Annotated in this window: 12 protein-coding genes; 6 read left to right on the forward strand and 6 right to left on the reverse strand. The window is 61.4% G+C overall.

What is annotated here, in order from left to right; genetic code table 11:
* Positions 1-93 precede the first annotated feature (93 nt).
* Together aroQ and PFLQ2_RS04490 are read left to right on the forward strand one after the other, a co-directional pair.
* Positions 94-534 (forward strand): type II 3-dehydroquinate dehydratase, encoded by a 441-nt coding sequence (gene aroQ / locus PFLQ2_RS04495; protein WP_003185678.1) that lies wholly within the window; start codon positions 94-96, stop codon positions 532-534.
* A gap of 5 nt (positions 535-539) precedes the next feature.
* Positions 540-1,391, forward strand: coding sequence for a shikimate dehydrogenase (locus PFLQ2_RS04490; protein WP_430452010.1), 852 nt, complete (start codon positions 540-542; stop codon positions 1,389-1,391).
* A gap of 117 nt (positions 1,392-1,508) precedes the next feature.
* Here the strand turns inward: PFLQ2_RS04490 and PFLQ2_RS04485 are convergent, their stop codons facing one another.
* Both PFLQ2_RS04485 and quiC read right to left on the reverse strand, forming a co-directional pair.
* Positions 1,509-2,186 carry a TetR/AcrR family transcriptional regulator gene (locus tag PFLQ2_RS04485; RefSeq protein WP_003185680.1) on the reverse strand — a complete coding sequence of 226 codons (678 nt, stop codon included), beginning with the start codon at positions 2,184-2,186 and terminating at the stop codon, positions 1,509-1,511.
* Between the two features lie 102 nt (positions 2,187-2,288).
* Positions 2,289-4,190 carry a 3-dehydroshikimate dehydratase QuiC gene (quiC, locus tag PFLQ2_RS04480; RefSeq protein WP_003185683.1) on the reverse strand — a complete coding sequence of 634 codons (1,902 nt, stop codon included), beginning with the start codon at positions 4,188-4,190 and terminating at the stop codon, positions 2,289-2,291.
* A 278-nt stretch (positions 4,191-4,468) separates the two neighbouring features.
* Between quiC and PFLQ2_RS04475 the strand changes: the two genes are divergently transcribed.
* Entirely contained in the window at positions 4,469-5,806 is a 1,338-nt protein-coding gene (locus tag PFLQ2_RS04475) for an MFS transporter (protein WP_003185685.1), read from the forward strand.
* Positions 5,807-5,998: 192 nt separating this feature from the next.
* On the opposite strand, the gene PFLQ2_RS04470 is transcribed toward PFLQ2_RS04475, so the two are convergent.
* Positions 5,999-6,877 (reverse strand): DMT family transporter, encoded by an 879-nt coding sequence (locus tag PFLQ2_RS04470; RefSeq protein WP_033046618.1) that lies wholly within the window; start codon positions 6,875-6,877, stop codon positions 5,999-6,001.
* Positions 6,878-7,129: 252 nt separating this feature from the next.
* Between PFLQ2_RS04470 and ypfJ the strand changes: the two genes are divergently transcribed.
* Complete coding sequence (gene ypfJ, locus PFLQ2_RS04465) at positions 7,130-8,014, forward strand: KPN_02809 family neutral zinc metallopeptidase (protein WP_003185689.1); 885 nt, start codon at positions 7,130-7,132, stop codon at positions 8,012-8,014.
* The gene (locus tag PFLQ2_RS04460; protein WP_003185692.1) at positions 8,015-8,962 is read left to right on the forward strand and encodes a hypothetical protein; all 948 of its coding nucleotides are present in this window, start codon (positions 8,015-8,017) and stop codon (positions 8,960-8,962) included.
* A 117-nt stretch (positions 8,963-9,079) separates the two neighbouring features.
* Here the strand turns inward: PFLQ2_RS04460 and PFLQ2_RS04455 are convergent, their stop codons facing one another.
* The 3 genes from PFLQ2_RS04455 to PFLQ2_RS04445 form a co-directional block, all read right to left on the reverse strand.
* Positions 9,080-9,673: an HAD family hydrolase gene (locus PFLQ2_RS04455; protein ID WP_003185694.1), complete on the reverse strand. Its 594-nt coding sequence runs from the start codon at positions 9,671-9,673 to the stop codon at positions 9,080-9,082.
* Positions 9,670-10,539 (reverse strand): acyl-CoA thioesterase II, encoded by an 870-nt coding sequence (gene tesB / locus PFLQ2_RS04450; protein ID WP_003185696.1) that lies wholly within the window; start codon positions 10,537-10,539, stop codon positions 9,670-9,672. The genes PFLQ2_RS04455 and tesB overlap by 4 nt, the downstream gene beginning before the upstream one ends.
* A 103-nt stretch (positions 10,540-10,642) precedes the next feature.
* Entirely contained in the window at positions 10,643-11,212 is a 570-nt protein-coding gene (locus PFLQ2_RS04445) for a GNAT family N-acetyltransferase (RefSeq protein WP_003185698.1), read from the reverse strand.
* A 72-nt stretch (positions 11,213-11,284) separates the two neighbouring features.
* Here PFLQ2_RS04445 and PFLQ2_RS04440 point away from each other — a divergent pair, with 72 nt between their 5' ends.
* On the forward strand, positions 11,285-12,205 hold the full coding sequence (locus tag PFLQ2_RS04440) for a histone deacetylase family protein (protein ID WP_003185700.1): 921 nt from the start codon (positions 11,285-11,287) through the stop codon (positions 12,203-12,205).
* Positions 12,206-12,413 lie beyond the last annotated feature (208 nt).

The raw sequence follows: 12,413 nt of genomic DNA on the forward strand, positions 1-12,413 counted from the left end.
GCTTTGTTTGACCAAATTAACCATCTAGTACAATTTATCTCCACCGGCTGAAATCCCGCCGACGCCAACAATAAAAATGTGGAGAAAATTGCGATGCCTCCTATCGTTCTGGTGCTCAACGGCCCGAACCTGAACCTGCTCGGCACCCGCGAGCCGGCGACTTATGGCCATGAAACCCTGGCTGACATCTCCGCATTGTGCGGCCGGGCCGCTGAAGAGTTCGGCCTGGCGATAGAGTTTCGCCAGACCAACCAGGAAGGCGAATTGCTGGACTGGATTCATGGCGCCCGCGGACGCTGCGCCGGTATCGTCATCAACCCGGCGGCCTGGACCCACACCTCGGTGGCGATTCGCGACGCCCTGGTCGCCAGCGAAGTTCCGGTGATCGAAGTTCACCTGTCCAACGTCCACGCCCGGGAAACCTTTCGCCACCACTCCTTCGTTTCTTCCGTCGCCATCGGCGTGATGTGCGGGTTTGGCAGCCATGGTTATCGCCTGGCCCTGGAACATTTCAGTCAGCGGTTGAAGGGTTGATGAGCATGTCGAACATCACTGTGCTGGCCGGGCTGATCGGCGCGGGTATCCAGGCCTCGCGCACACCGGCACTTCATGAGCGCGAAGGCGACGCCCAAGGCATGCGTTATCTCTATCGGTTGATCGACCTCGACACGCTGAACCTCGACAGCAGCGCCCTGCCCGATCTGCTGAAGGCCGCCGAACGCATGGACTTCACCGGCCTGAACATCACCTTTCCCTGCAAGCAGGCGATTATCCCGTTGCTGGATGAGCTGTCGCCCGAGGCCCGGGGCATTGGCGCGGTCAACACCGTAGTGCTCAAGGGCGGCAAGCGCATCGGCCATAACACCGACTGCCTGGGCTTCGCCGAAGGTTTCCGTCGCGGCCTGGGGGACGTTGCCCGCCAGCGCGTGGTCCAGATGGGCGCAGGTGGCGCCGGTGCGGCCGTGGCCCATGCCTTGTTGGCAGAGGGCGTACAGTTGCTCAGCATTTTTGACGTCGAGATCAGCCGGGCCGAGGCCCTGGCGAACAACCTGAACCAGCATTTCGGCGCTGGCCGCGCCCGGGCCGGACACGATTTACCCAGCGCCATGGCCGAGGCGGACGGCCTGGTGAATACAACCCCCATGGGCATGGCGAAACTGCCGGGCCTGCCCGTGCCCGTCGAGTTGTTGCGGGGGCAATTGTGGGTCGCAGAGATCGTCTACTTCCCGCTGGAAACCGAACTGCTACGCAACGCCCGAGCCCTCGGCTGTCGCACGCTGGATGGCGGCAACATGGCGGTATTCCAGGCGGTGAAGGCATTCGAACTGTTCAGTGGCGTGGCCCCGGATGCGCAGCGGATGCTGGAGCATTTCCAAAGCATGAATCACTAAAGCCTGATGATAATCCCCTGTGGGAGCGGGCTTGCTCGCGAAGGCGGTGTGTCAGTTGGAAGATGTGTGACTGACACACCGCCTTCGCGAGCAAGCCCGCTCCCACAAGGTCCAGCGTCAGGGCTGTAGGTAGCGCAACACCGACTCGCAAACCATCGCGCGATGCCGCTGCTTAATCGCTTCCTCCGACAGGTCGATCTGAAAGATCTCACCAAACGTCTGGCGGTTGGACACGCGATAAAAACAGAACGAACTGATCAGCAGATGCACATCCAGCGGCTCCAGGCCGGCACGGAACACGCCCTCTTCAGCGCCTCGACGCAAGATCACGCCCAGGGAATCGAGGATGGTATTGGTCATCGCCTTGATCGCGCCGGATTGCTTGACGTATTCAGCGTTGTGAATGTTTTCGATACAGACGATGCGCACGAAATCCACGTTGCGGTCGTGGTGGTCGAAGGTGAATTCCACCAGGCGCCGGATCGCATCGACCGGGGCCAACTCCGCCAGGTGCAGGCGACTTTCGGTGGTACGGATATCACCATAGAGCTTTTCCAGCACCTCGACGTACAGCTGCTCCTTGCTGCCGAAGTAGTAGTAAATCATCCGCTTGGAGGTATGGATGCGCTCAGCGATGGCATCGACCCGGGCGCCGGACAGGCCCTGCTGGACGAACTCAACGATGGCTTCCTGAAGAATGTTCTCCCGGGTTTTCTCCGGGTTGTTCTTGCGACTCTTGCGCGGCGTGGCGACAGGTTCGTCGAGCGCTGCGGAAAGCTCTGGATTCATAGTCATTGCGGGCTCACGGCCATCACTGCACAGGCTGGCGATTATGGGCCGCACCGTGCAGTGAAGGAAGCCACGGTGTTGCCCTTTACCGCTACGTTTACGATTTCCCTACAACTTGGCGTGCCGCAAGCCTCCGCTGCGGGACTTGGCCATGGCCGCCAGCCGCACCGCGACGTTGGCCGCACCGTAGCCAGCGTAACCGTTCTTGCGCTGAATGATCTCAAAGAAAAACCGCCCCTCGAACGGCTCGGTGTAGACGTGGAACAGCTCGCCGCCTTGGGCATCACGGTCATACAGAACATTGAAATACGCCAGCTCGCTGAGAAACTCATCATCGAAGTCGAAGCGCGCCGCCAGGTCGTCGTAATAGTTGAGGGGAATGTCCAGCAGCGGTACGCCGGCCTCCTTGGCGCGGCTGACCTGGGTGAAAATGTCATCGCAGTCGAACGCAATGTGATGCACGCCAGAACCGCGATAACTCGACAGCGCGTGTGAGATCGCGGTGTTACGGTTCTCGGAAATGTTCAACGGCAAGCGGATCGAACTGCAGCGGCTGCGCAGGGCCCGGCTTTTGACCAGGCCATACGGGTCGGGCAGCACCACTTCGTCATCCGCCTCGAAATCCAACAGGCTCTTGTAGAACAACACCCAGCTGTCGAGGCTGTCCGCCGGCAGCGCCATCGCCATGTGATCGATGCGCTTGAGCCCCGCGCCGATGACCGCGCCGGGTTGCAGATTGAAATCGGTACCGTAGACATCGGCGTCCTGGTCCACCAGGTAGATGAGGCTGCCGTCCGGTGCTCGCACCGCCGCCAACTCCAGTTCATTGGGCCCCACCAGGCCGCGATAGGGTTGGCCTTTGTAGGCCACGGCCCGCTCCAGGGCGCTGGCGCTGTTCTTGACGCGCACGGCAGTGGCGCATAACGACGGACCGTGGGCTTCAAAAAAACTGTGGGCGAAAGAATACGGTTCGCTGTTGAGGATCAGGTTGATATCGCCCTGGCGCAGCAAGCTGACGTTCTTGGAGCGATGCTGGCCGGCCTTGACGAACCCCAGGCGCTCCAGCCAATGAGACAACTTGGCGCCGAGGTTATCGTCCACGGCGAACTCCAGGAATTCGATGCCGTTGTATTCGCTGGCCGGCGGCGTGGCGAAAAGGATATCGGCATTGCTGACAGGCGTGGCTTGCTCGGCCAAGCGCTGGCGGGTCTTTTCCTCCAGGTACAACAACGAGCGCAAACCGTCGGCGGCATTGGCCCGCGGCGGCGCCGCGCGAAAGCCGTCATTGAAGATTTCCAGCGACAGCGGCCCGGTGTAGCCGCTCTTGATGATCGGCGCCAGGAAGCCCGGCAAGTCGAATTCGCCCTGGCCCGGGAAGCAGCGGAAATGCCGGCTCCACTCCAGGACATCCATCGCCAGGATCGGCGCATCGGCCATTTGCACGAAGAAAATCTTCTCGCCTGGAATCTCGGCAATCGCGCTTGGATCGCCCTTGAGGGACAACGTGTGGAAACTGTCGAGCAAGACGCCGAGGCTTGGGTGGTCAGCCTGGCGCACGATATTCCAGACCTGTTGATAAGTATTCACGTGCCGGCCCCAGGCCAACGCCTCATAACCGATGCGCAAGCCCCGCGCACCGGCCCGTTCGGCCAGCAGGCGCAGGTCATCGACCAGGATCTGCGGGTCGCCGACGCTGTCGGCCGAGGCGTTGCTGCACACCAACACCAGATCGGTGCCCAGCTCCTGCATCAGGTCGAACTTGCGCTCGGCGCGCTCCAGGTTGCGCGCAAGGCGATCGCGACGGCAGCCTTCGAAGTCACGAAACGGCTGGAACAAGGTGATGGCGATGCCCAGGTCAGCGCACATCTGCCTGATTTCCCGCGGGCTGCCATCGTAATAGAGAAGGTCGTTCTCGAAAATCTCCACCCCGTCGAAACCGGCGGCGGCAATGGCCTCGAGTTTTTCCGGCAGGGTGCCGCTCAAGGATACGGTGGCAATGGAACGCTGCATGACGTCGGCTCCCGGGACAGGCATCGGCTACAGAAGGTGCGCCGCAATTGAAATGTTATTAAAAGAGTGAGCCGATTATTGAGCTGACGGTTTGTTTCAGCAATTTAATATGTACCGTCTGGTTAGTTTTTTGGGCGATTATCGAACACAATGCCGATTGCCGAATTGACGATTTTTTGCTCACTGCGCCACCATCGGCCCCACATTGACGCCGGCCCTGCCGGCAGCGATGGACAGACCCAGACCAACCATAAGAATTTCAAAAACGGGTACACGCTATGATTCCTTCCCAAAGCTCCCGCCTGGCTCCCGGCCTGGGCGTCACCACCGGCGGCATCGGTGACAAGATCCGCGGCGCCATGGCCGTGGGCAAGACCCGTTGGGGCATGCTCGCCCTGGTATTTTTCGCCACCACCCTGAACTACATCGACCGCGCCGCCCTGGGCGTCATGCAGCCAATCCTGGCCAAGGAGATGAGCTGGACGGCGATGGATTACGCCAACATCAATTTCTGGTTCCAGGTCGGTTATGCCATCGGCTTTGTCTTGCAGGGACGGTTGATCGACCGGATCGGCGTCAAACGCGTGTTCTTCTGCGCCGTGCTGCTCTGGAGCCTGGCGACCGGCGCCCATGGCCTGGCCACCTCGGCGATAGGTTTCATGGTCTGCCGTTTCATCCTCGGCCTGACTGAAGCGGCCAACTACCCGGCCTGCGTGAAGACCACGCGGCTATGGTTCCCCGCCGGCGAGCGGGCCGTGGCCACCGGCATATTCAACGCCGGGACCAACGTTGGCGCGATGTTCACGCCGATGCTGCTGCCTTTGATCCTGCACGTGTGGGGCTGGCAGGCGGCGTTCCTGTGCATGTCCGCCCTGGGTGGGATCTGGTTGCTGTTCTGGGGCCTGAAATACTTCAACCCCGAAGATCACCCCACGGTGAAACCGTCGGAACTGCAATACATCCAGGCCCAGGATGAGCCGGATCAGGTCCGCGTGCCCTTTACCCGCATCCTGCGCATGCGCGGCACCTGGGCGTTCGCCCTGGCCTATTCGATCACCGCGCCCGTGTTCTGGTTCTACCTCTATTGGCTGCCACCGTTCCTGAACCAGCAATACAACCTGGGCATCAACGTGACCCAGATGGGCATCCCGCTGATCATCATCTACCTCACTGCCGACTTCGGCAGCGTGGGCGGCGGGATACTGTCTTCGTTCCTGATCGGGCGCGGACTCAATCCGATCAAGGCGCGACTGGTGTCGATGCTGCTGTTCGCCTGCTGCATCATCGGCGTGATCATGGCCGCCGGCTCCAGCAGCCTGTGGATGGCGGTGTTTGCCATTTCCCTGGCCATCGGCGCGCACCAGGCCTGGACCGCCAACATCTGGAGCCTGGTGATGGATTACACGCCCAAGCACATGATGAGCACGGTGTTCGGCTTCGGCGGCATGTGCGCGGCCATCGGCGGGATGTTCATGACCCAACTGGTGGGCCACATTCTTACGATCACCCACAACAACTACACCGTGTTGTTCACCCTGATCCCGGCGATGTATTTCATCGCCCTGACATGGATGTACTTCATGGCGCCGCGCAAGGTGCCTACCCTGGAAAACTGATGAGCCATTAAGGCTGGAACGCAACTTTGTGGCGAGGGGATTTATCCCCGCTGGGCTGCGCAGCAGACCTGAAATCAGGCAACTCGGTGTGTCAGCCAAATCGAGCTGATTGTTTTGGGGCTGCTGCGCAGCCCAACGGGGATAAATCCCCTCACCACTGGGTCCACCATGTCCCGGACCAAACAAGTCTATTTACTTACGCCGCTGCTGCCACGCCGCCGCGAGCCCGCTCAAGCAGATCAGGGCGATGCCCACCACCGTCATCAGCGTCGGCGTGTGGCTGAACAACAACCAGCCCAGCAGCCCGGCAAACACGATCTGGCAATACCCGAACGGCGCGAGCAGCGCCGGGGCGGCGAAGCGGAAGGCTTGGGTCAGCATCAAATGCGCGGTCATCCCGCAGGCGCCCAGCGCCAGCATCATCAACCCATGCACCAGGCTCGGCACTTGCCAGAAGAACGGTACCAGTGCGCTCATCACCAATGTGTTGCACAGGCCGGCGAAGAAATTACTGGTGGTCGGGCTGTCGATCTCGCTGAGCTTGCGCGTGAGCAATTGATAGAAGCAGAAAAACAGCGCCGAACAGAACGGCAGCAACACCGCCGGCGTGAACAGATCGCCGCCGGGATGAACAATGATCAGCACGCCGATAAAACCGAAAATCACGGCGATCCATTGCCCGCGCGTCACACGCTCGCCGAGCAATGGCACCGACAAGGCCGTGACCAGCACCGGAGCCAGGAAGTTGACCGCCGTGGCTTCGGCCAGCGGGATATACAACAACGCCGTGGTGAAGAACAGACTGGTACCGAGCAGGCACAGCGCCCGAGCCAATTGCCACAACGGGCGCTTGGTACGCAGCACCCGCAGCCCCGAGCGCGGCAGGAAAATACCCGCCATCAACAAGGTGTGCACCACGTAACGCGCCCAGACCACCATGATGATCGGATAAAAACCGGAAAGGTATTTGGACAACGCGTCATGACTGGAGAACAGGAACGTTGCGACCAGAATAAGCACGATGCCCTTGAAAGCCTGATTGACGCCGGAGAGCGGAGTGCTGAGGGTCATGAGGAAAACCTGCGCTGCTTGATGTAAGGGCCGTGACGCACAGTGAAGTTGTTGGGCCAGCGAAAATACCGATAAGTTCTGAATCCGCAGTGTAATGAAAATTCCGGAGCCAGGCAGAATCGGCTTGTCGATGAACCAAAACCCGCGTCCGTTGCCTGACAGCTCAAGCACGCCGCGCACCTTTGGCGCCTGAAAGCTAGACTCACCCCCACAGCAGTCATTTCTCGCCGGGTCATTCAGAGGACTTCCAACATGTTATGGAAAAAAGGTCGCCGCAGTGACAACGTGGTGGACGCCCGCGGCGATGAGGGCGGCGGTGGCGGGATGCGGTTTGGCGGCGGCAAGGGATTGAGCCTGACGGCCATTCTGCTGATCGTCGGCATCGGCTGGATCACAGGCCAGGACCCGATGCAGATTCTCGGGCAACTGGCGGGGCAGATGGACTCATCTGCGCCGGCGTCCTCCCAGACTCGCCAGGCGCCACCGGCCAACGACGAGCAGGCCGAATTCGTGCGCTCGATCCTCGGCGATACCGAAGACACCTGGGGCCAGGTCTTCCAGCAGGCCGGGCGGCAATATCAGCAGCCTAAACTGGTGCTGTTCAGTGGTCGGGTCAACTCGGCCTGCGGCCTTGCCTCATCGGCGACCGGGCCGTTTTATTGCCCGGCAGACCGCCAGGTGTATCTGGACATGAGTTTCTTCAAGGAAATGTCCCAACGTTTCTCGGCCGCCGGTGACTTCGCCCAGGCCTATGTCATTGCCCATGAAGTCGGCCACCACGTGCAAACGCTGCTTGGGGTCTCGGCAAAAATCCAGGAGGCCCGCCAGCAAGGCCGGCAGATGGAAGGCGACGGTGGCCTGTTGGTGCGCCAGGAATTGCAGGCCGATTGCCTGGCCGGGGTCTGGGCCAACCACGCGCAAAAACGCCTGAACTGGCTGGAGCCGGGGGACATCGAGGAAGCCTTGAACGCCGCCAACGCGATTGGCGATGACCGGCTGCAACAACAAGGCCAGGGCCGCGTGGTGCCGGACTCCTTTACCCACGGCACCTCGGCGCAACGGGTGCGCTGGTTCAAGACCGGCTTCGCCCAGGGCCAGGTCAGCCAGTGCGACACGTTCGCGGCGAAAAACCTGTAGATGACGTGGCGCGCGCTGATCGGGCTGTTGTTGTGCTGCACCTGGGCCCAGGCGGACGAACACGGCGTGAACGTGGTCGCTCAGGGGCGATTGCAGTTCAAGGGCGGCGCCATGGCCGTCGCTGTCAGCCCGCCCCCTGCGTCCATCCAGCGCGTGGTGATCATCGTCCATGGTCGGCTGCGCAATGCCGAGACCTACCTACACAGCGCAGAACAAGCCGCCGCCCAGGCCGGACAGACGGCCACCACACTGATCATCGCCCCACAGTTTCTTAACGAACAGGACGTGACACGTCATCAATTGCCCAACGACCTGTTGCGCTGGCGCGGCAACGACTGGATGGCCGGCGATTTATCCACAGGGCCAAGCCCAGTCAGTTCATTCCAGGTTCTCGATGACATCGTGGCGCGGGTCAGTGATCGACAGCAGTTTCCCGAAGTGAAGGAAATCGTCATCGCCGGCCACTCCGGCGGCGCCCAGGTCGTGCAGCGTTATGCCCTGCTCGCCCACGGTCCCTACCGGATCAATCCGCGCTTTGTGATTGCCAACCCGTCGTCCTACGCCTACTTCGATGCCCAACGCCCCATGGCGTTCGACCCGGCCAGTTGCCCTGGCTTCAACCAATGGAAATATGGCCTGCAACAGCTTCCCGCCTATGCCGCCGGGCAATCACCCGCATGGCTGGAGGAAAACTACGTCAAGCGCGACATCGTTTATCTGCTTGGGCAGCAAGACATCGATCCGAAGCACCCAGCGCTGGACAAAGGCTGCGAAGCGCAGACCCAGGGGGCGTATCGGTTATTGCGCGGGCATTTCTTTTTCGACTACCTGTCCCGACGCCATCCCGTGGGGCTGAACCAACGGCTGATCGAAGTGCCGGGGGTTGGGCATGATGGGAATGGGATGTTCACTTCGCCTGAAGGTTTGAAGGTGTTGTTTGGGCAGTAGGCCTTATGTCGACAGGCCCGGCCTCATCGCGAGCAAGCTCGCTCCCACAAGGGCACCACGAATCCACTGTGGGAGCGAGCTTGCTCGCGAAAGCGATTAGCCGGCCAACACAGAAACTCAGGCCGAAAGCATCCGCCGCAACTCAACACAATCCCGAGCATGCCAATCGGTCAGCTCCGGCCACGGATTGTCCGGCAGGTTCACCAGCACCGTCCGCGCCCCCGCCGCACGACCACAATCCAGGTCAAAGCGATAGTCGCCGACCATTACCATGGCCCCGGGCGTCACGTTCCAGGCTTCGGCCAGCTTCAACAGACCGCCCGGGTGAGGCTTGGGTGGAGCTTCGTCGCGGCCCAGCACGTCCGCCACGGCGAAACAGTCCACCAGGCCAATGGCCTCCAGGGTCACATGGGCCAGCTCGCGGGCGTTGCGGGTCAGGATCCCCAGGCGGTAGCCACGGCTGGCCAGTTCACGCACCAGCTCAACCGCCCCCGGCGCAGGCTTGGAGCCCAGCGCCAGGTCGCGCTCGTGTTCCAGCAACCAGGCATGCTTGGCCGCCGCTTCGTCAGCCGGCAATGCCGCCAGGTGGGTGAGGATGTCATCTTCGGCCGGGATCGCCAGGGCTACGCGAATCGCGGCGAAATCATGCACGGCGATGGTCAGCGTGCCGTCCATGTCAAAGACCCAATGCCGGACCTCGGCCAGGCTCATGCCCAGTCCTTGCGATGCCGGATCAGGCCTTCCTGGGTCACCGAAGCTACCAATTGCCCGGCGCGGTTGAATACGCTGCCCCGGGAAAACCCTCGGGAATTGCCGGCCCACGGGCTGTCCATGGCGTAGAGCAACCAGTCATCGGCCCGCAGATCGGCATGGAACCACAAGGCATGGTCGAGACTGGCTACTTGCATGTCCTTGTGCCACACCGATTTGCCATGGGGCAGCAGCGACGTGGTCAACAGGCCGAAGTCCGACGCGTAGGCCAGCAGGTATTTGTGCAAGGCCGGCGAATCCGCCAGGGCGCCATCGGCGCGGAACCACACGTATTTGATCGGATCAGCGGGTTGCGGGTTGTAGGGGTCTTTCTCGGTGACCGGGCGTACTTCGATCGGCTTGGGGCACAGCAGTTTTTCCCGCATGTGCTCGGGCAGCAGGTGCGCCCGCTGCTGGGTCAGTTCCAGTTCGGACGGCAGGTTTTCCGGCCCGACCACCTGCGGCATGCTGCTTTGATGCTCAAAGCCCTGCTCGTCGTACTGGAACGACGCACTGCAGGTGAAGATCGGATTGCCTTTCTGGATCGCCGTGACACGTCGGGTGCTGAAGCTGCCGCCGTCACGCACCCGGTCGACCTGATAGACCACCGGCAACGCGGCATCACCCGGGCGCAGGAAGTAACCGTGCATCGAATGCACATGTCGAGCCTCCTCCACGGTCTGGCTGGCCGCCGACAGCGACTGGCCCAGTACCTGGCCGCCGAACAGCTGGCGGAACCCCAAGTCCTGGCTGCGACCGCGAAACAGGTTCTCTTCGATCGGTTCCAGGGTCAGCAGGTCGACCAGATCTTCCAACACGTGGCTCATTCAGATTTTCCTCACACAGCACACACCGCGCAGGCTGTGCTGCGGCGGTGGATCGATTGTTGGCCCGGGCCACTCTGGCGGGCATTGTAAACGTCCGTGTCGGCTAACCGTGCAGGGTCTGTAGCCACTGCTCACGATTGATGCGATAGAGCACATGGTGACGCAATGGATGCCCGACTGCGAGTTTTGGATGTTCGAAATCATCCGCCGGGTCATGCTGCATGCCGATGGCCTGCATGACTTTCTGTGACGGTAGGTTATCGACGGCGGCGAACGCCACCACCTCTTCCAGGGCCAACTGATCGAAGGCACAACGCAGTGCAGTCCACGCCGCTTCGCTGGCATAACCCAGGCCCCAATGTTCCCGGGCCAGGCGCCAGCCGATTTCGATGGCCGGGGTGAAATGCGCGTCGAACCCGACCACGCCCAGCCCGGTAAACCCGATGAAGGCCCCCGTGTCCTTGCGCTCCAGCGCCCACAGGCCAAAACCATGCTCGGCAAAATGCCCGCGCACGCGACCGATCAGGGCAGCGCTTTCCAGACGGCTCAGGCGCTCGGGAAAGTAACGCATCACCTGCGGGTCCGCGCACATGGCAGCGAATTCCGGCAAGTCGTCATCGCGCCACTGTCGCAATATCAACCGCGCGCTTTCCAATTCCAGTATCGGCTCCATCATCACTCCCTTTCCATGCCCAGAGTCTACATCGCTGGTAGGATCCGTCATTCAATCACCACTGAAAACACCATGCCGCTGCCGCTGATCTACCACGAAGACTACAGCCCCGAATTCCCGGCGGAACACCGCTTCCCCATGGACAAGTTCCGCCTGTTGCGCGATCACCTCGTTGACAGTGGGTTGACCCGGGACGTCGACCTGTTGCGCCCATCGCTGTGTCCGCCCGATATCCTCGCCCTGGCCCATGACCGCGCCTATATCGAACGCTACATGGGCGGCGAGTTGTCCCGTGAAGACCAACGGCGACTTGGCCTGCCTTGGAGCGAAGCCCTGGCCCGCCGAACGGTACGCGCCGTGGGCGGTTCGCTGCTGGCGGCCGAACAGGCTCTTGAACACGGGCTGGCCTGTCATTTGGCCGGGGGCACCCATCACGCCCATTACGATCACCCGGCCGGTTTTTGCATATTCAACGACCTGGCGGTGATCAGCCGGTACTTCCTGGCCAGCGGCCGAGTCTCGCGGGTGCTGATTTTCGACTGCGATGTGCATCAGGGTGACGGTACGGCCCGAATACTCCATGACACTCCCGACGCGGTGACAGTTTCCTTGCACTGCGAAAAGAATTTTCCCGCGCGCAAGGCCCAAAGCGACTGGGACATCCCGTTGCCGATGGGCATGGACGATGGCGCTTACCTCAAGGTCGTGGATGACGCGCTCAACTATCTGCTGCCGCTCTACCAGCCGGACCTGGTGCTGTATGACGCCGGTGTCGATGTGCACAAGGACGATGCCCTCGGTTACCTTAAACTGACCGACGAAGGCCTCGCAGCCCGGGACGAGAGCGTCATGCGCCATTGCCTGGGGCGCGACATCCCGGTGGTCGGCGTGATCGGCGGTGGCTACAGCAAGGACCGCAAGGCCTTGGCCCGACGCCACGGGATCCTGCACCACAGCGCGGAAAAGGTCTGGGTGTCATCAGGCTGTCATTGAATGCTGGGCGCGTTACCCACAATGCCTGTGGAGCGGCCTGTGGATAACCTGAGCGAAACGGCCTGCAGGCTATGGCGTATGGTGCGTTTACAGGAATGGTTATTTTTTGATCAGCCATATTCCCTGTGAGAGCGGGCTTGCTCGCGAATGCGGTGTGCCAGTGCAATATATATCGACTGGCACACCGCATTCGCGAGCAAGCCCGCTC

The organism is Pseudomonas fluorescens Q2-87 (assembly GCF_000281895.1).
Taxonomy (GTDB): Bacteria; Pseudomonadota; Gammaproteobacteria; order Pseudomonadales; family Pseudomonadaceae; genus Aquipseudomonas; species Aquipseudomonas fluorescens_S.

Coding starts and splice junctions, on each gene's coding strand:
- aroQ (WP_003185678.1), top strand. CDS start 94: ATGCCTCCTATCGTTCTGGTGCTCAACGGCCCGAACCTGAACCTGCTC.
- PFLQ2_RS04460 (WP_003185692.1), top strand. CDS start 8,015: ATGACGTGGCGCGCGCTGATCGGGCTGTTGTTGTGCTGCACCTGGGCC.
- quiC (WP_003185683.1), bottom strand. CDS start 4,190: ATGCAGCGTTCCATTGCCACCGTATCCTTGAGCGGCACCCTGCCGGAA.
- PFLQ2_RS04445 (WP_003185698.1), bottom strand. CDS start 11,212: ATGGAGCCGATACTGGAATTGGAAAGCGCGCGGTTGATATTGCGACAG.
- PFLQ2_RS04440 (WP_003185700.1), top strand. CDS start 11,285: ATGCCGCTGCCGCTGATCTACCACGAAGACTACAGCCCCGAATTCCCG.
- PFLQ2_RS04485 (WP_003185680.1), bottom strand. CDS start 2,186: ATGACTATGAATCCAGAGCTTTCCGCAGCGCTCGACGAACCTGTCGCC.
- PFLQ2_RS04455 (WP_003185694.1), bottom strand. CDS start 9,673: ATGAGCCTGGCCGAGGTCCGGCATTGGGTCTTTGACATGGACGGCACG.
- PFLQ2_RS04470 (WP_033046618.1), bottom strand. CDS start 6,877: ATGACCCTCAGCACTCCGCTCTCCGGCGTCAATCAGGCTTTCAAGGGC.
- ypfJ (WP_003185689.1), top strand. CDS start 7,130: ATGTTATGGAAAAAAGGTCGCCGCAGTGACAACGTGGTGGACGCCCGC.
- tesB (WP_003185696.1), bottom strand. CDS start 10,539: ATGAGCCACGTGTTGGAAGATCTGGTCGACCTGCTGACCCTGGAACCG.
- PFLQ2_RS04490 (WP_430452010.1), top strand. CDS start 540: ATGTCGAACATCACTGTGCTGGCCGGGCTGATCGGCGCGGGTATCCAG.
- PFLQ2_RS04475 (WP_003185685.1), top strand. CDS start 4,469: ATGATTCCTTCCCAAAGCTCCCGCCTGGCTCCCGGCCTGGGCGTCACC.